Raw genomic sequence first — 17499 nt, forward strand, 5'->3', positions numbered from 1 at the left:
TGAAAACATAGATTTCGTGATAGTTATCCCAATATAAAAAAGGTAAATAATGTGAACTCTTAAGAAAAACTTAAGAAATCTCCTCGCAATTCTTTAAGAAATACCTTTTATAGTAAAAGCATCTAATAATTACTCATGATCGGGGAGAAAAATTATGCAACTAATAACGTTCCTTACTGAATTTATAAAGCATCCAAAAACTATAGGTGCGATTTCACCTAGTTCAAAAAAACTAGCCAGAAAAATGGTCGAAACAATTCGTTTTAACAATGCCCAATGTATTGTTGAACTAGGTCCGGGTACAGGTTCATTTACGAGAGAAATAATGAAAAGAAAAGAGCAGTCAACAAAGTTAATTCTGATTGAGAATAATGAAATTTTTTGTGAAAAGCTACGTAAACAATATGAACTTGAGCCCAGTGTAATCGTTATCCATGGGTCGGCTGAGGATTTATGCATGTACATGTCTGCATTAAATATCGAAAAAATTGACTATGTTGTATCTGGATTACCTTTTACATCTTTGAATCCGGCCGTTTCCTCACGTATTTTACGGAATGTAAAAGATTGTTTAAAGGACGGTAAATTTATTACATTCCAATATTCACTTGTTAGGAAGTCCTTTATCCAAAAATACTTTGAGGATATTTCACATGAAAAAGTATGGATTAATTTGCCACCTGCCTATGTGCTAAGCTGCAAACTTGGAAATGTGAGGGCTAGTTAATGGGGCTACAAGATCTTTTATCGTATATCGAACAATATGGTTATTTTGCTTTGTTTTTCAGCTTATGGCTAGGAATCGTGGGTATGCCACTCCCAGATGAGATGATCGTGATGAGTGGTGGCTTTATGTCTTCGTTAGAAAAAATGAGCGTGTTAACAGCTTTTGTCATAACTTATCTTGGTGCAGTTTCAGGACTTTCCTTAGGATTTATCCTTGGTAAAGTGTTTGGCCATAAAATACTTGATAAATTGGTGAAAAAGAATAAAGCTAAGTATTTATTAAAGTCAAAAGAACTATTAGATAGATATGGTCATTTCGCTTTAGTTATAAGCTATTTCATACCAATTGTGAGACATATAATTCCATACTTAGTAGGTATGAACAACATGTCATTTAAAAAATACGCTTTGTATTACTACTCAGCAGGCTTTGTTTGGACATTTATATACTTTACACTTGGTTTGTTCTTTGGAAAACACATTGAACACATTTCCATACTAGCAACAAAATACGGTTTATATTTTGGCGCTTTCGTAGGTATTATAGGCTGTATTTATTATTTTTATCGACGAAAATTAAAGACGGTATTGTAAGACATTTTTATTATTTTTATATACGAAAAATAAAAAAATAGTTAAAATTAGGAACTGTAAATATTAGTAGGAAATATATTGCATGAAATTGGTGGGATTAGATGAGTCAAGAAACAATACTGATAGTTGATGATGAAAAAGAGATTAGAAATCTTATTGCAATTTATTTAAAAAATGAGGGCTATGATGTTCTTGAAGCAAGTGATGGAGAGGAAGGCTTAAGTCTTTTAAAGAAGCATCAAGTACATTTAATTGTCCTAGATATTATGATGCCAAAAGTGGATGGCATCGAAATGTGTATGAAGGTAAGGGAAATAGCTGAGATGCCAATTATTATGCTGTCAGCAAAGTCTCAGGACATGGATAAAATCGTTGGATTAACATTAGGAGCGGATGATTATGTAATAAAGCCCTTTAACCCTTTAGAGCTAATTGCGCGCATAAAATCTCAGCTTCGTAGATATATCAAAATGAATCGACTAGAGATGCTGAACGAAAATGAGATAGAGATTGGTGATATGCGAATTAATACCGATACACATGAAGTAATCGTTAACAATGAAAAAGTGAAGCTTACGCCAAGGGAATTTTCAATTCTTGAATTACTTGCAAGAAATCAAGGCATTGTAATGAGTGCTGAGCAAATTTATGAAAAGGTTTGGAAGGAAGAGGCTATACAGTCTGAAAACACGGTAATGGTACATATACGAAAAATTCGAGAAAGAATTGAGACAATGCCAAGAAATCCTCAATATATTAAAACAGTATGGGGAGTAGGTTATAAAATTGAGAAAGATCATTAAGCCAATACTTTTCTTATTAAAAAAACTAAAAATGTTCATTGTAACTGCTATAACAAAAGTTCGGCGAAGCATTAGAATTCAATTATTGACGACTTTTATTCTTTGTGCATTTTTAGGTTTACTTGGAGCAAAAGCCGCGCTTTCGTTTGCTTTGAATATCAACCCGGCAGTTAAGATTGATTATAGTCAAGGGATGCAGGAAATAAATGATCAAGCGCAGCGTGCCGCAGATCTAGCCAGCAATGAAAATAGTTTAGAAGCATTACAGCAAATGATTGAATTAGAAAATGATAAATTTGAAATGGAACAAAGTGCATTAAAAGTAATCGTTACCGATGAGAACGGAAAGGTTTTATACAAAACAAAGCAAGTGGAAGAGAAACAAATCAATTTGCATAATAAGATTCGGAATGTAATGGACTTTGCGATTAACCATCCACTCAATAATTATGAGGTACCAGCAATCGAGCAATTGAGGCAAGAATTCATTGCATTTTATCCTTTAACTATAGAAGATAAAAATTTATATTTGTTTGTCAGCGGTATTCCTGAAGGGATGGTTATCGCAAGTTCGAATGAGGGCCTTATCCCATTATTTAGTGCAATTGTTGTTTTTACATTTTCATTCTTATACATAACAAAACGAAAAATGAAACAAATTGAGGCATTGGCTGAGGGGGTTAAGGAAATCGCAAAAGGAGATTTAACCTATCGAATTGAGAAAAAGGGCATAGATGAAATAGCTTTGTTAACAGAGAATGTCAATCATATGGCTGAAGCAATTATGACCAATATAGAAATGGAACGAAGGATTGAAAAACAAAAGAATGAATTGATTACTAATGTCTCGCATGACCTACGAACACCACTTACTTCGATTATGGGTTACTTACGATTGTTAAGAGAAGAGAGGTACGATACGAAGGAGCAGTCTGATGAATATTTAAAGATTGCTTTCACCAAATCCGAACAGTTAAAAAACTTAATTGATGATCTATTTGAATATACGAAGCTAACGAATGAAAGCATAATCCTTGGGAAGCAAGAGGTATGTATGAACGAACTTCTCGATCAGTTAACTGAGGAGTTGATTCCGCAAGCGGAGGAAAACCATCGTATATTTATTAAAAATTTCTCGGAGGAGCGGATCTTCGCTACAGTAGATTCTGAAAAAATTGTCAGGGTTTTTGATAATTTATTAATGAATGCCATTAAATATAGTACAGGTAATGGCGAGATTTTTGTTTCTCTTGAAAGAAAAGAAAGTAATGTTCAAATCTGTGTCGCTAATGACAGTGATGAATTTACATCCGAAGAGCTAACGAGCTTATTTGAGCGATTTTATAAAAAAGATCAATCTAGAACAAGTGTAGCGGAAGGTTCGGGGCTTGGTCTTGCTATTGCTAAAAGCATTGTAGAACTACATGGGGGTAAAATTGGCGCGAAGTATACAGATGGTATGTTGCAATTTATCATCGAACTTCCTGTTACAGCTTTATAAATAGTAAGGTAGCATTTAATTCATCACCAAAAGTTACGGACTTTTGTTAAAACGTTTACTATGCAAATAGTTGATTGTAGTGGAGACTGGGCGACTCCTCGGGGATCAGCGTTTCAGATGAGACCCTGCAGCGAAGCGGCTCATCGAACGCCCCCAGGAAAGCGCCCAGTCGGAACGGAAATCAACCCCAAGTTTTGGTGATGGTATATTTAATGGTAAAATGCTACCTTTCTTCATGGGCGAATTAGTTGCTCAATAGTGAGAATATGATTGGTATTAGAGTCAGGGAGGCTCTTTTGCAAGTGCATAAAAATATTATTGTCCTTCGTAACAATTTGAATTTCTGTGTAGCGATATTGTTGTTGGACTTCTTGAATATATTCTAAAATTTTCAATATATGAAGTGGGTCTTTCATTTCTACTTCTACAAAAAAAGGTAGTGTTAATTGATGTAAACTTAAGCAACCGCGACGAATCCAAATTGCTTCATTGACGTAATAACGGATAGGTAGTTGACGATTACTTGCGATAAATAAGTCCATTTATATCTCCTTTTTTATATCATGATGTAAACAGTGATGGATAGCATTTCTAAATCGTGGATAGAACATTTAAATTGATGGATAGAATCCCAAAAATGATGGATAGAGAATCCTCAAAGAAATGGATGTGCATACATCAATCGTCATTAAATAGTTTAACGCAATTGATTGTACTTCGTCATCATAGAAGTTCATTCAAGAATTTCTTCTCTAATTACGTCAATACTAGAAGTTATATCTGGCTATAAAAGGGGTCATATTGATGAAGAAAATAATGCTATTTACATTATTGCTACTTTTTGCAGTTTGCTTTAGACCACTATTTGCTCACGCTAACGAGAACCAGAAAGAAGACTTAATGAAAATTGTAAACAGATTTATGCCATCGAATGCGTCCCTTATAAGCCCTGAAAACCCTTCCTCTAAACGCCCAATTCAACTCTATGACTTTGATCACGATGGACAAAAAGAAATAATATTTACGTTTAAAGTTAAAGCAATAAATCAACCATCGCCTTCTCAGTTTGGGTTAATAGTGCTAAAAAAACACAATACAGATTGGCGAAAGTTTTGGGAAACTAAAATGCAAGGCGTCGATTTGGATTTTTCTGGTTTGGTAGATATTACTGGTGATGGCACAAAAGAGTATTTATTTGGTGTGACAATTGGAGCGGCGATGGGCAGCAATCTGGAAGTGTTCCAATGGATCAATAACTCATTCGAAAAGATTGCTGAAGTTTCTTATCATAAAATAGACTTTGTAAATGGTGTACAAAAAGTTGGTCTAGCAGTTTGGCAAATGTATATTGGTGATAGCTATTTAGTGGATGTACTAAAATGGAATGGTGAAAAGTTGGTCTATAACGAAGAATTATATTCTCAATACTATCCGATCATCGAAAAGTTTTATAAAGAAAAAATTTCAGAAATGGATGCCTGGTTTTATTGGTATTGCCTTGCAGATGCCCAAATTAAAGCCAATAAATTTGATGAAGCATCTAAATCGATTCAAAAGGGAATTTCGTTAGTTAAAAAATCAGTCATGCATGAAGTAATCCAAGACTTTAATGATTTAACTAAAAGGCTGGAGAACAAAAGAAAATAATAGAAATCTTAATAACGGTCAGTTTCTTAAATGAGCTGTATAGTATCACCAAATTGTTCCGGGAACGGACTGTTATGTTTATGAAACTTTAGAGCGACTAAGATGTTCTAAATGGTCTTATCGCTAAAAACGCTAGACAAGTTAATCATTCTGTCTAGCGTTTTTTTATTGATATTTGTAAGTGATTACATTTTAAGGAATTGAAAAGATGTATAATAAGTTGAAAATAATAGTATAGGATGGAGTCAATCTATGAAATATTTTTTCTTTCGCAATAGTTGTATATTGCTATTAATGATCATTTTCCTAGTTCACACTTATTACACGGATGCATCATTGACAGCCGCTTTTTTCATCTGTACGGTCATTTTAACTTTATATTTCATCACACCTCTTTTGAAAAAGTTGCGAATTTTAAGTTACATAATGATTGTTCTTATATTATTTTGTAGCCTATTCTTTTCACTGCATATCATGTATGTATTGCCAATTTTGGCTTTCTTTATAATGGAGGGCGCTTTTCTACTGCAGGCGAAATTTTATTATTTTTTTATAGGCAGCTTAACTGTTATCGGCTTGATATTTGTCCTGTTGCAATGGCTCCCATTATACGGGCTACTAATGTTAATTATTCTTTCTGTATGTTCGTTGGTGATGCGTCATTACATGCAAGCATACAGTGAAAAAAATATTTTGTACAAAGAATTATTAGGACAATATCGTGCATTAAAACGTCTATCCGTTGAGCAAGACCAGCTTGTACGAGCAGAGGAGCGTACAAAAATTGCTCGTGATATACATGATTCAGTAGGACATAATTTAACTGCATTACTCATGCAAGCAGAGATGATATCCATTCAGTATGGACACGACGAGTTAGAAGATATTAAGCAATTAGCACGTAAAAGTTTAAACGAAACAAGGTATGCGGTTCGACAGTTAAAATCGAGCGAGGCATATGGCATTTCATCGGTGCTACATTTAATTAGAAGACTAGAGATGGAAAGTCGTTTACATATTCGCTTTACTATTGAAAAGGGAGTAATGTCATTACCTATTTCCAATAAGCAAAGCATAGTGCTTTATCGCGTTTTACAAGAATGTTTAACAAATGCGATGAAATATAGTGATTCAAAGGAAGTCGACATCATTTTAGGAAAAGATTCATTACAACAAATCAGTTTTCAAGTAAAAAACAAATCAATGAAGCAGTCACCACTTGTTCATGGTTTTGGACTAAAAAATATGACCGAACGCATCCAGGAAATTGGCGGAGAGCTACGTATATATAAAACGGCGCAACAATTTATAGTTGATGGATCTTTTCCGATGAAGGAGAGAGCTTGAATGAAAAAACGAATTTTATTAGTTGAAGATCAAACTATAGTACGAAATGGTCTGAAAATGATGATTGAGCAAGATGAGACATTGCAAATAACAGCAGAAGCAAGTAATGGTAGGGAGGCTTTACAATTACTTGAGAAGGTATATGTTGATCTTGTATTAATGGATATACGCATGCCAGAGATGTGTGGAATAGAGGCGACAAAGCATATCCGTAGTCACTTTCCGAATATAAAAATACTGATTTTGACAACATTTGATGATGAAGAGTATGCCTATCAAACATTAAAAGATGGTGCAAGCGGCTTTCTTGTCAAGTCGTCTGAGCCAGCAAAGCTAATAGCGAGCATTCATAGTGTATTAGATGGGGGCATGGTCATTCAAGAAGATGTTGCTGCCAAGCTAATGCCTAGGTTATTGCAACAAACGCCTACAAAAGTCACAACAACACAGCTTTCCACACTAACAGAGCGTGAATTAACAATTATCCAACTAATAGGGGAGGGTAAAACGAATAAAGAAATTGCGGATTCGTTATTTTTATCGGTAGGTACAGTGAAAAATCATCTTACCCATATTTTACAGAAGCTTGAACTAAGAGATCGGACACAGTTAGCGATCTACGCAGTACGGAATGGAATTGTTTAAAGCATAATATAAGATTTCATAATGAATTTCATTTGGCTCGTCCAGTTTAAAAATGACTTCAGTCACTGCCTTTTATGACGGAAGCTAGTCGTCTAGTCATTATGCAACTGCTATTCTTTAGAGAAAGGAGGCTGTTGAATGATTGAAGTAGTTAATCTAACAAAAATATTTAAAAAAGTAAACGCTGTGGATGACGTGAGCCTATACATTGAGCCCGGCGAAATTGTAGGACTTCTTGGACCGAATGGTGCTGGTAAATCAACGACAATTGCGATGATGTCGACGTTGATTCAACCAACAACAGGTGATGTCTTATTACAGCATAAAAGCATTTTAAAAAATCCAACTTCTTTACGAAAAGTACTAGGTGTTGTACCGCAAGAAATTGCTTTGTATGAGGAAATGACAGCACGTGAGAATTTGGAGTTTTTTGGAGACGTCTACAAAATTCCACGACTGAAATTGCAGGAACGGATTCGTATAGTGCTAGCACAAATCGGACTCGAAAATGAGCCGAAAAAACTTGTTAAACATTATTCTGGCGGGATGAAAAGACGTTTAAATATTGGTGTTGCTCTACTGCACGAGCCTGAATATTTAATTATGGATGAGCCGACAGTGGGCATTGACCCACAATCGAGAAAGTATATTTTAGAAACTGTGAAGAGGCTGAATAAAGAAGCCAATACAGCGATTATTTATACGAGTCATTACATGGAGGAAGTCGAGTATTTATGTGATCGTATTTATATTATGGATAAAGGGCATATAATCGCAGCTGGGAAAAAGGAAGAAATTAAGGCGATATTATCTTCAGAAAAAACGATTGTCTTAAAGCTAGAAAAGCATTCAAATGAATTTGTTGATGAGCTTATGAAACAAGGCTTTTTATCGAACTTTCAGGTAAAGGATGCGGATATTTCCTTTAGTGTAGCGAAAAATACCGATTTCCTTCCAATGTTATTACCTTTATGTGAGAAGCACGACATAGTTCTTAAAAGTTTTCATGTCCAAGAGCCTACATTGGAAGATGTGTTTTTACATTTAACCGGTAGAGCTTTAAGGAATTAGGGGGGGCTATGATGTTTTTAGCACTTATTCGAAAACAGTTAAAAGTATTGTGGCGTCACCCTCAAGAGCTAGTAATTTTACTATTAATGCCGATAGGACTAATAACAATATTAAGTTTTGCGTTAGGCTCATCAATGGATGATGATAGTAATCCAATTAATGTGAAGGTTGCGATTGTACAACATGAGGATGAGCAGCAAGAGTTGACGACGATTTTGCAGGAATCACAAGGTGAGAAATGGGCCGATGTACATTCACGAGAGAGCCTGAAACAAATGCTACCTATTTCTAGGCTCTTGCAATTGCTAGAGCAGGAAGATATGCAACAATTTATTACTGTTTCTCAGATTGCGTCAAGTGATTTGGATAGACTCAAAAAAGAAGGAGAGTATGATGTAATACTTGAAGTACCAGCCGGATTTACAAAGCAATTTTATACATCATTTTTCGCGAAAGGAGAAATTCCTGCCTTATATGTGTATTTAAATGAACAGAAAGAAATTGCTTCGACGATTACACAAAAAATTTTAGAGTCATTTCAATATCAATATACGCTTATGGCAGAGTTTAATTCAAAAGGGTTATTAACGCAGGATGTTAAATTGCCGACAGCAGATTTTTCATCTACCGTTAAGACGGTAAATCAACAGGAGCCTGTCTCAACGAGTGTATATTATACATTTAGTATGACTGTCATGTTTATTTTATATATAGCAGGGACACTTTCCAGTCAAGCATTCTTAGAAAAGCATATGCATATTTTTGATCGTATTTTACTAGCAAATATCAATCCGATGATTTATTTATTATCGGTTATTGTTTCAACTGTTATTTTGTCATTCATTCAAGTGTCCATTATATTTGGAGTTGTCTATCTTATGCTTGATATTTCATTTGTACAATTGCCTTTACATTTACTCGTGACATTGATGCTGGCAATTGTTGTTGGGAGCATTGCAGCATTACTATCAGCAGCTAACTACCGCTTTAATTCGGCAGAGTTTTCTAATTTGTTTAGCTCAGTTTTCGTATCAATTTTAGCTTTATTCGGTGGTAGCTTCTTTAATGTAAGTTCCTTTGCGCCGACTCTTGCGAAAATTGGGAGTTGGACACCGAATGGAGCAGCCTTACAAAGTTATTTAACGATACAGCAAGGAGGAGGGCTTGGCCAAATTTCATCTTATTTATGGATATTAATGGCTGTAGCAGTGATTTGTACAACAATCGCCTTTTTATTGTTCCCGAAAAGAGGTGGTATTGCATGATCCATATACTCAAGACAAAATTTTTATTATTAAAAAGAAAGCCCGGCGCTTTAATTGCAACTACTATCATTATTTGTCTTTATGCGTATTTGATAGGGCATGGACAACAAACAAAACAGCCTATTGCTATCCATTCGACTTTAAGTGAGGAAATGACAAAGCAAGTACTGACTGAGTTAGAAAGTAATAAAAATTATGAATTTACGATTTATAGTGAGGGTGAAGCAACAAAATTAGTTGAAACAGGTAAAGTCGATGTAGCAATTTTTTTACAGGAATCAAGCTATAAGTTACTGGTGGCTGTTGATTTTATGAATTCCAAATTTGTTCAACAAGAACTAGACCAAATTTATAGTCAAGTGGTTCAAAATGATGCGATGATAAAAGCTTTTCCTACGCATTTGCAAGATGAGGTAACAAGTGTGATCGCTGTAGCGAAAACAGCTCCATCATTTAATATCCAGTATAAAAACTTTTCTAATGAAAAAGGATTAAAATGGGATAACGGACTTCACACTCTATTTGGCTTTGCGCTATTTATGGTTATTTATACGGTAGCCAACGGTGTTAATCATATCGTCATGGAGCGTAGAAATGGTATTTGGAATCGTTTAACGGTTTCAAGTATTAGTAAATGGGAAGTATATACGGCTAATCTAGCTTATGCGTTTTTATTAGGCTATCTACAAATCGTATTAGTATTTTGCATTTTTTATTTTGGCGTTGGTGTAGATTTTTATGGAGGGTTTGTAGCGAGTTTAATTGCAGTCATACCCTTTTTATTGTGTATCGTTGCATTATCTATTTTTATCGCCTCTGTTACGAATACACCTAGTAAATTTAATACAGTGATGGCGTTCATTGCAGTACCATTTGCGATGCTAGGTGGCGCCTATTGGCCATTAGAAATCGTTTCGTCTAAAGTAATTTTAGCTTTATCTAATATTTCGCCAATCAAATATGGTTTAGAGATTTTAAAAGGTGTGACGATTAATGCTAGTTCTTATGTAGAGTTATTACAACCTTTAAGCCTACTATTATTTATTACAGTCGTATTTATGGGCATTGGCATTAGTGTTTTGGAGAAGAAAAGCTAAAGTTTAAGTATGCTAATATGTATCTTCAACTGTAAATGTAGTCATAAAAAATACTGCACCTACAACTATTATATATCTAACAGTTGTGGTGCAGTTCATGAACGACTTACTTACTCTTATTTTAGTGAATATCACGCTTTTTGAAGTTACCACCACGTACTTCTGATACATCAGAAATAACTACGAAGGCACTTTCATCGATATCTTTAATAATCGACACAAGTTTATTTTCTTCCATACGGTTAATGACACAGTTTAATATATCCGTTGGTTCATTAGAAAAACCGCCACGTCCTTTTGTATATGTAACACCGCGTCCTAAGCGAGCTTGAATCGCATCACCAATTTTCTCTGACTTTGCACTGACAACACGAACATCTTTTGATTTTTCTAAACCTACTTGAATAATATCGATAACGTTTTTCGCAATATAGTACGTTAAAGCTGAGTATAATGCGCTCTCTAAGCCAAAAATAAAGCTTGCCCCTAAGAAAATAAAGGCGTTAATAAATAATATAATATCCCCGACTGAAAACGGAATTTTACGTGATAGCAACACGGCTAAAACCTCAGAGCCATCTAAAGCCCCACCGTTACGTAAGACAATCCCAATCCCAACACCTAGTAGCATACCACCAGATAAAACAATTAATAACGGATCATTTGGACCTAAAATTGTTTTAACATCATGCATAAGCACTGTGGAAATAGAAAGAGCTGCTATTCCAGTACAACTCATCAATGCAAAAGTTTTACCTACTTGTTTGTAGCCAATCCAAATAAAAGGAATATTTAATACAAAGAGCAGTACGCCTAATGGAATACCAAAGAGGTGTGCTCCCATAATACTAATACCTGTCACGCCACCATCAATGACATCGTTCGGTATTAATACCGCTTCTAATCCATATGCTGCGATGATGGCGCCAATTATAATCATGATAAATTTTCGTGTGTTTTCAACTGTCTTTCTTCTTTTCATAAATCTTCTCCATTTCTTTACGTAAAAATATTACTTAAGGTTTTGGAATAATATTTATAGCAATTGTTTTTGTCTCAGTCTCATTCTCTTTGCTTGAGTCGGCCATATTATAGTATTTAATTATTAACTCGTTTAATTCATTTTCAAAACTCATAAATTGAGTAGTCGTTAATGTCAAATCAATAAATGAGAAAGTTGCTAAATCTGCAAGTCTTTCTTCTTCATCAAGTGAATTTAAATAATTTTGATATTGTGATAGTAAAGCTAATTGATAGTTGGAAACATAATTTAATTTTTGTTTGATTGTTAGTTGTGTCCAATCCTCCTGACTAAGTTTTTCTGCTCCTTCATTTAATGCATAAAATTTTTCTGTGACAGAACGTACTTTTCGCTCTTTCACAATTTTTATGATGTTTTCATCCATTAAAATTTGGATGTGACGATACAAAGTAGCTTGAGGTACATCCTTTATGATAGAAATCATCTCCAAAGTGCTTAAGCCTTCTTCTTTATCGTGCATTAGAGCTTGTAAAATTTTCATTCTCACAGGGTGCATTAAAACCTCTGCTTTATTCCGCATAAAAACGATCCTCCTATCTAATGGAATCAAGGGAAGCAATCAAATGTTATCAATATGAGAACATTATCAATAAATATACTATATATTTTTTATACAGATGTACAGTAGAAAGGTAATGAAATTATTTACATCTTCTGTTATCATTATCAATAATGATAATGAATGGGGGTTTTAGTAATGAAATTACACTATGGTTTTGATGATCTAAGCCAATTGGATTGGGCAAGTATACTTCCAATCATTTTGCCATTTTTATTCGTAGGATTTGTTCTAATCATTGTTGCTTTATTCGATTTATATCGGCACCGAGATACGCGGAAAAACATACTGATGTGGACAATTATAATTTTGTTCTGTAACTCAATTGGTTCTGTTCTGTACTTCATTATTGGTAGAAAGGATGTAAATAAACATGCGCTTAGAGATTAAAAATATTACGAAAAAGTTTAAACAAAAAACAGCCGTGAATGATTTTTCAATGGCCATTGATTCCAATGAGTGTGTTGGATTAATTGGACCAAATGGAGCGGGGAAATCCACGTTAATTCAAATCATTGCAGACATTCTAAATGCAGACGAAGGTGAAATTCTTCTTGAAGGTCAAAAGATTTCATCTATGAGAAATCAAATTGGTTATTTACCTCAGTATCCTAATTTTTTCTCATGGATGACAGCATTTGAAACATTGTCCTTTATGGGAAAACTTTCAGGCATATCAAAAAATGAATTGCAGAAAGAAATTCCATTACTTTTAGAAAAGGTAGGCTTAGGGAAAGAAGCACATATTCATGTCGGGACATTTTCAGGTGGTATGAAGCAACGCCTCGGCATTGCACAAGCATTGTTGCATAAGCCAGCTTTAATGATTATGGATGAACCGGTATCAGCGCTCGATCCAATAGGAAGAAGAGAAGTGTTAAATTTATTAAAAGAGATAAAAAAAGAAACGACAGTTTTACTATCAACGCACATATTAAGCGATGCGGAGGAAATTTGTGAGCGCTTTATAATGATTAAAAATGGTCACAAAATAGAGGATGCTACCAAATCAGAGTTGCTTGAGCGCCATCAAGAATCAGTTATCTTTTTAATGATTCGCAAGGTAGATTTTCAGTGGTTAACAATGCTTGAACAATTATCTTATGTGCAAAAAATCGAAAGCTGTCAAAATGGCTTCAAAATATACGTTGAAAATTTGGAAACAGATGCTAATCGATTAATACAGCACGGACTGGATTCAAAAGTGATGTTTACTAAATTTGAAGTGGGTATTCAAGACAATCTAGAAGAGATATTTTTAGAATTGGTGGTGTAAGTAAATGAGTGCTTTTATCGAATTAAGCAAAAAAGAGGTACATCAAATGGCCAGGGAGTTTAAAATATTGTGGCTACCAATTGTATTTATTTTACTAGGGTTAACACAACCGATAATGATGTATTATTTACCTGTTATTTTGCAATCAGCTGGTGGTGTTCAAGGTATATTAATTGATCCAACGATGGCAAAGCCTGTTGGACAGGAGGTACTTGCCTCAACGTTAAATTCACAGTTTGATCAGCTAGGCATTATTATTCTGGTCGTCGCTACTATGAGTATTATCCAAGGAGAGAAAGCAAATGGCATGATGGCATTTATCCTTACAAGGCCAGTATCGATAGCTTCTTATTTAAAAAGTAAAATCATCATCCATTATATGTTGGCAGTTAGCTGTATAGCTCTTGGCTATGCAGTGTCCTATGGCTATTCAGCGTACTTATTTACTACTGTTCCTATGAGACAAGCTTTTTGGGCATTAGTATTTTATTGTGTTTGGTTGTTATTTATCATTACGTTTGTTGCGATGATAAGTACATTTTTTAACAGTACTGCATTTATTGCGCTAATAAGTATTGTTAGTCTATTAATATGTCGTTTTATCGCTGGGCTTCATCCGTTAATAGACATTGTTAATCCTGCTAGTAATAGTATGTATGCAACAAATATTCTAATGTCGGGTGATGTGGAGTCTTGGTATGGCCTCAATATTGTAGGAACACTGCTGTTCGTTTTATTAATGATCATTACTATGCAAAGTTTTATTGCGAAAAAGAAATTTTAACTTCTTTCAGAAAAGTGTTTGGGTAGCGAGAGTGAAATAAAATAGAGCGATTCGGGCTATGAACTGCACATCCTATGAAAACACCTGAGTGACCTGATTCCCAATGAGTCGCACAACCACTACTAAACCAACTTATTTTCATGCTAAACGTTTTTTTAAATGACATCCCTTTATTAGCGATAAAGCCATATGAAAGGAAACGTGAACAATTGAATGTAAAAATAGATCCAATGAGTAAAATTCCTTTTTATCAACAGTTAACCCAGCAACTACTTTTTGAAATAGCGACAGGAAAAATTTGCAAAAATGGTGATCCATTGCCCTCTATTCGTGATTTAGCAGCAAAAACAAACCTTAATCTTCATACCGTTCATAAAAGCTACAAGGAGCTTCAGAAGAAGGGAATAATCGCTATAAAACCTAACTCAAAAGTAACTGTTAATAAGCCTATTGAAGCAAAGGGTGTTAGCCTTCAACAAATTTCTATAAAGGTAGAACAAATTATGTGTGAAGCTTATGTTTTAGGTATTAGCGAATATCAGTTACAGCAGCTGTTTCATGAGAATATAAGAAAATTTTATATCGAGCCTTAAAAAAAGGGATGACCTCTGCAATGAGCAGAAGCCATCTCTTACTAATTAGAGTGAATTTTACTAAACTCATCCTTTGTTATGCCAAAATAGATCTCGTCATAAAAGGAACCATTTGTATAAATCATATTTCTTAATCGGCCTTCTTCAACAAATCGCAGTTTATTATGTAGAGCTATTGAAGATGCATTAAAGGAGTAAACACAAATTGTTGCTTTCTGATAGCGAAGTTCAAAGAAATAATGCTTTAAAATCGTTAAAATCATATCTTTTGCATACCCTTTTCCTCTATGTGGGGGAAATACCGTTATAGCATAGTCAAATGTTCCGTTCTTTCCATCACAATCAGAAACCTCAATTGTCCCCACGACATTGTTTGAAGCATCCTCTGCAATCCAATAAAAATCATCACTGTCAGTAGATGCCCCTTGTGATATTTCATTTATCCATTCTTCAATTTGCTGATTTGTCCGAGGGAAAGCGACTGAATCAAGGTTTTTAAGTATATCATCGTCTAAATTTTCAAATATATGAATGTCTTCAGACTTCGGCGCTCTTAACCGTATTTTTGCTCCGCGCCAATAGGAAACTTTCATTAAACTCATCTACCTTTCTAATTGTATAGTTAAATTATACCATTGAAATTGTGTAGAAAAGAACCACTAAAGAGTTCATTACTTTTATAATGTTTTATTAACAATACTGCCACAATAGTTGTAATCACAAGGCCAATCGCCACTAGTAATAAATTATGCCATGCAAGTTCGAAGTGGCTAACATTACAAATAGCAGCGGGGATTAATGCCCAAGGAATTAATGTTCCTCCTCCTTCAAAGATCGCTGTTTTGTGTCCTAAAGCTGTTAAAGTAGCAGTACCACCAAGGAAATACTTGAGAAGCCAGAATCGTCTATGCCTGTAATGGCGCCAACGACTGCTAAGGTGACGACTACAATTCCCTTTGTTCATGGAACTACAGCAGCTAGGCCCAAACCGAGATCGTTGACAATACTATGTGAAGCCTTGGGTAATTAGTTACCAAGAGTTTCGTAAATCTGAATCTACTAGATAAGGATTAAAATGAAAAAGAGCGATTTAAATATCGCTCTAAAATATGATGAAATGTCAATTTTTCCTATATTATTTTCTAACAAACGACTTGTTGTGCTTGCTTTTTTTGCTTTAAATGATGGGGGTATGACCAGTGCGTCCACATATGTAAATTTTGTTCAAATGGACCTCGTTTATTTTTTTTCAAGTAGAAAAAGCTCACTACACATTGCAAACCATAAATAATAAGGCCTAACAAAATGCCATTAAAGTCACCTAGTTTTCCATACAACCCTAAGCCATAGCCATAAAAGATAGTCGTACAAATAATGGATTGCATTAAATAATTTGTTAGCGATAGTTTACCAACACATTCAAAGACCTGTGAAATAATAGAGGTATGCCAAAATTTATACAGTAAGGCAGCTAAACACACATACCCTAACGATAATAGCATAGCGCCGCCCATCGAAAACATAGGAGAAAAACTATTTTCCATTAGTCCAAGAGACTTGCACAACAGCCCAATTGGTACAAGAAGTGCCCCTAGCATATACCACTTTTTCTCCTGCTCCAAATTTTCAAATGCACGGACTTTGGCTAGTCCCATCCCTACTAAAAATAATGGTAAATGTAAAACTAATCCGAATATCACGTTAGCCATATAAGCTAAAGGATCTTCCATTCCTGGCATTTCAGCATGTTTACGAAAATCATATGTTTCTGCAAAGGTACCATTTACATATGTATGACTTTCTTTTTCAATATAAGTATCAATCCTTTGCTGTTGCTTCATTGAGACCTCACTTGGTCCATACAACAGCATAGTAGAAGTAACAAACAGTATCCCTGCAGAAAACAGTATCCCTGCCCAAATAAATGTAGTCTTTGCTTTTCGATTGATAAAAAGAATTAATAAAGGGATCGTTACACCATAAACTACTAAAATATCACCCTCCCAAATTATTGAATGGAGCCAACCTAATGCAATAAGACCAATACTCCGACGAAGAATTACCCATCTACTTTTTTTACCTTTTCGGTGTACAGATTCTACTAGTTTTATAAGTGAAAAGCCGAAAAGTAATGTGAAAATCGGCATAAATGAGTCTACAACAAAAACTTTCAAGAAGTACAGTGCACCTTCATCAAGCTGTGATAAACCCTTTACTTCATCCTTTCCTATGATTCCATATTGAAAAATAAGCAAATTCGCGAGTAATATCCCAAGTAAACTAAATCCTCGCATACAATCAATAAAAGAAACTCGTTTTATTCCCAAAAATGTAACCTCCCAATTCATTATTTTGCTATTAGACCAAAGCACCTCTACGATGTACAACTTCATTGGAGTCTTTCTAGTTGAGTCGGAAACCTAAGCTAAGAGGGCTATTTCTTTTTATTTTTTATTTTGTCAAAGCTATCAAATATTAAGTTAGTAATTGAAAAGACAAATACTTCATAGATAAACGTCAGCATTCTATTACCCTCCTTCTGTGCGTCC

General features: G+C 34.6%; 19 protein-coding genes and 1 pseudogene. 14 read left to right on the forward strand and 6 right to left on the reverse strand.

From position 1 onward, the window contains the following. Positions 1 to 154: 154 nt before the first annotated feature. The 4 genes from MY533_RS06040 (at position 155) to MY533_RS06055 (ending at position 3624) form a co-directional block, all read left to right on the forward strand. Positions 155 to 727: a class I SAM-dependent methyltransferase gene (locus MY533_RS06040; RefSeq protein ID WP_132364804.1), complete on the forward strand. Its 573-nt coding sequence runs from the start codon at positions 155 to 157 to the stop codon at positions 725 to 727. Next, positions 727 to 1320, forward strand: a complete 594-nt coding sequence (locus MY533_RS06045) for a DedA family protein (protein ID WP_248718380.1) — start codon at positions 727 to 729, stop codon at positions 1318 to 1320. The genes MY533_RS06040 and MY533_RS06045 overlap by 1 nt, the downstream gene beginning before the upstream one ends. Positions 1321 to 1421: 101 nt before the next feature. Next, complete coding sequence (locus MY533_RS06050; RefSeq protein WP_248718381.1) at positions 1422 to 2123, forward strand: response regulator transcription factor; 702 nt, start codon at positions 1422 to 1424, stop codon at positions 2121 to 2123. Next, the gene (locus tag MY533_RS06055) at positions 2107 to 3624 is read left to right on the forward strand and encodes a sensor histidine kinase (RefSeq protein WP_305884001.1); all 1518 of its coding nucleotides are present in this window, start codon (positions 2107 to 2109) and stop codon (positions 3622 to 3624) included. The genes MY533_RS06050 and MY533_RS06055 overlap by 17 nt, the downstream gene beginning before the upstream one ends. A gap of 233 nt (positions 3625 to 3857) precedes the next feature. On the opposite strand, the gene MY533_RS06060 is transcribed toward MY533_RS06055, so the two are convergent. After that, positions 3858 to 4166: a hypothetical protein gene (locus MY533_RS06060; protein ID WP_132364798.1), complete on the reverse strand. Its 309-nt coding sequence runs from the start codon at positions 4164 to 4166 to the stop codon at positions 3858 to 3860. Between the two features lie 262 nt (positions 4167 to 4428). On the opposite strand from MY533_RS06060, the gene MY533_RS06065 reads away from it, so the two are divergent. The 6 genes from MY533_RS06065 to MY533_RS06090 all read left to right on the forward strand — a co-directional run bounded on the left by MY533_RS06065 (position 4429) and on the right by MY533_RS06090 (position 10696). Further along, positions 4429 to 5271: a hypothetical protein gene (locus tag MY533_RS06065; RefSeq protein ID WP_248718382.1), complete on the forward strand. Its 843-nt coding sequence runs from the start codon at positions 4429 to 4431 to the stop codon at positions 5269 to 5271. Positions 5272 to 5937: 666 nt separating this feature from the next. Next, entirely contained in the window at positions 5938 to 6618 is a 681-nt protein-coding gene (locus tag MY533_RS06070) for a sensor histidine kinase (RefSeq protein ID WP_248718383.1), read from the forward strand. Continuing rightward, the gene (locus MY533_RS06075) at positions 6619 to 7263 is read left to right on the forward strand and encodes a response regulator (protein ID WP_248718384.1); all 645 of its coding nucleotides are present in this window, start codon (positions 6619 to 6621) and stop codon (positions 7261 to 7263) included. It abuts the gene before it with no gap. 138 nt (positions 7264 to 7401) lie between these two features. Then, positions 7402 to 8334 carry an ABC transporter ATP-binding protein gene (locus tag MY533_RS06080; protein ID WP_248718385.1) on the forward strand — a complete coding sequence of 311 codons (933 nt, stop codon included), beginning with the start codon at positions 7402 to 7404 and terminating at the stop codon, positions 8332 to 8334. An 8-nt stretch (positions 8335 to 8342) separates the two neighbouring features. Next, positions 8343 to 9599 carry an ABC transporter permease gene (locus MY533_RS06085; protein WP_248718386.1) on the forward strand — a complete coding sequence of 419 codons (1257 nt, stop codon included), beginning with the start codon at positions 8343 to 8345 and terminating at the stop codon, positions 9597 to 9599. Continuing rightward, the gene (locus MY533_RS06090) at positions 9596 to 10696 is read left to right on the forward strand and encodes an ABC transporter permease (protein ID WP_248718387.1); all 1101 of its coding nucleotides are present in this window, start codon (positions 9596 to 9598) and stop codon (positions 10694 to 10696) included. The genes MY533_RS06085 and MY533_RS06090 overlap by 4 nt, the downstream gene beginning before the upstream one ends. Before the next feature lie 121 nt (positions 10697 to 10817). On the opposite strand, the gene MY533_RS06095 is transcribed toward MY533_RS06090, so the two are convergent. Further along, positions 10818 to 11678, reverse strand: a complete 861-nt coding sequence (locus MY533_RS06095; RefSeq protein ID WP_248718388.1) for a YitT family protein — start codon at positions 11676 to 11678, stop codon at positions 10818 to 10820. A gap of 34 nt (positions 11679 to 11712) precedes the next feature. Continuing rightward, positions 11713 to 12258: a helix-turn-helix domain-containing protein gene (locus MY533_RS06100; RefSeq protein WP_248718389.1), complete on the reverse strand. Its 546-nt coding sequence runs from the start codon at positions 12256 to 12258 to the stop codon at positions 11713 to 11715. A gap of 177 nt (positions 12259 to 12435) precedes the next feature. Here MY533_RS06100 and MY533_RS06105 point away from each other — a divergent pair, with 177 nt between their 5' ends. The 4 genes from MY533_RS06105 to MY533_RS06120 all read left to right on the forward strand — a co-directional run bounded on the left by MY533_RS06105 (position 12436) and on the right by MY533_RS06120 (position 14950). Then, the gene (locus MY533_RS06105) at positions 12436 to 12687 is read left to right on the forward strand and encodes a PLD nuclease N-terminal domain-containing protein (protein WP_248718390.1); all 252 of its coding nucleotides are present in this window, start codon (positions 12436 to 12438) and stop codon (positions 12685 to 12687) included. Then, positions 12671 to 13573, forward strand: a complete 903-nt coding sequence (locus tag MY533_RS06110) for an ABC transporter ATP-binding protein (protein ID WP_248718391.1) — start codon at positions 12671 to 12673, stop codon at positions 13571 to 13573. Before MY533_RS06105 ends, MY533_RS06110 begins: the two co-directional genes overlap by 17 nt. Positions 13574 to 13577: 4 nt before the next feature. Next, positions 13578 to 14357, forward strand: coding sequence for an ABC transporter permease (locus tag MY533_RS06115; protein WP_248718392.1), 780 nt, complete (start codon positions 13578 to 13580; stop codon positions 14355 to 14357). A 209-nt stretch (positions 14358 to 14566) separates the two neighbouring features. After that, positions 14567 to 14950, forward strand: coding sequence for a GntR family transcriptional regulator (locus tag MY533_RS06120; protein ID WP_248718393.1), 384 nt, complete (start codon positions 14567 to 14569; stop codon positions 14948 to 14950). A 41-nt stretch (positions 14951 to 14991) separates the two neighbouring features. Here MY533_RS06120 and MY533_RS06125 read toward each other — a convergent pair whose 3' ends face one another. The 3 genes and pseudogenes from MY533_RS06125 to MY533_RS06135 all read right to left on the reverse strand — a co-directional run bounded on the left by MY533_RS06125 (position 14992) and on the right by MY533_RS06135 (position 17277). Further along, entirely contained in the window at positions 14992 to 15543 is a 552-nt protein-coding gene (locus tag MY533_RS06125; protein WP_248718394.1) for a GNAT family N-acetyltransferase, read from the reverse strand. A gap of 29 nt (positions 15544 to 15572) precedes the next feature. Next, positions 15573 to 15976, reverse strand: a pseudogene (locus MY533_RS06130) (hypothetical protein); the annotation flags it as partial. Positions 15977 to 16092: 116 nt separating this feature from the next. After that, positions 16093 to 17277: a DUF418 domain-containing protein gene (locus MY533_RS06135; RefSeq protein ID WP_248718395.1), complete on the reverse strand. Its 1185-nt coding sequence runs from the start codon at positions 17275 to 17277 to the stop codon at positions 16093 to 16095. Positions 17278 to 17499: the final 222 nt, after the last annotated feature.

The sequence above is a fragment of the Lysinibacillus sp. Ag94 genome (genome assembly GCF_023242215.1).
GTDB lineage: Bacteria > Bacillota > Bacilli > Bacillales_A > Planococcaceae > Lysinibacillus.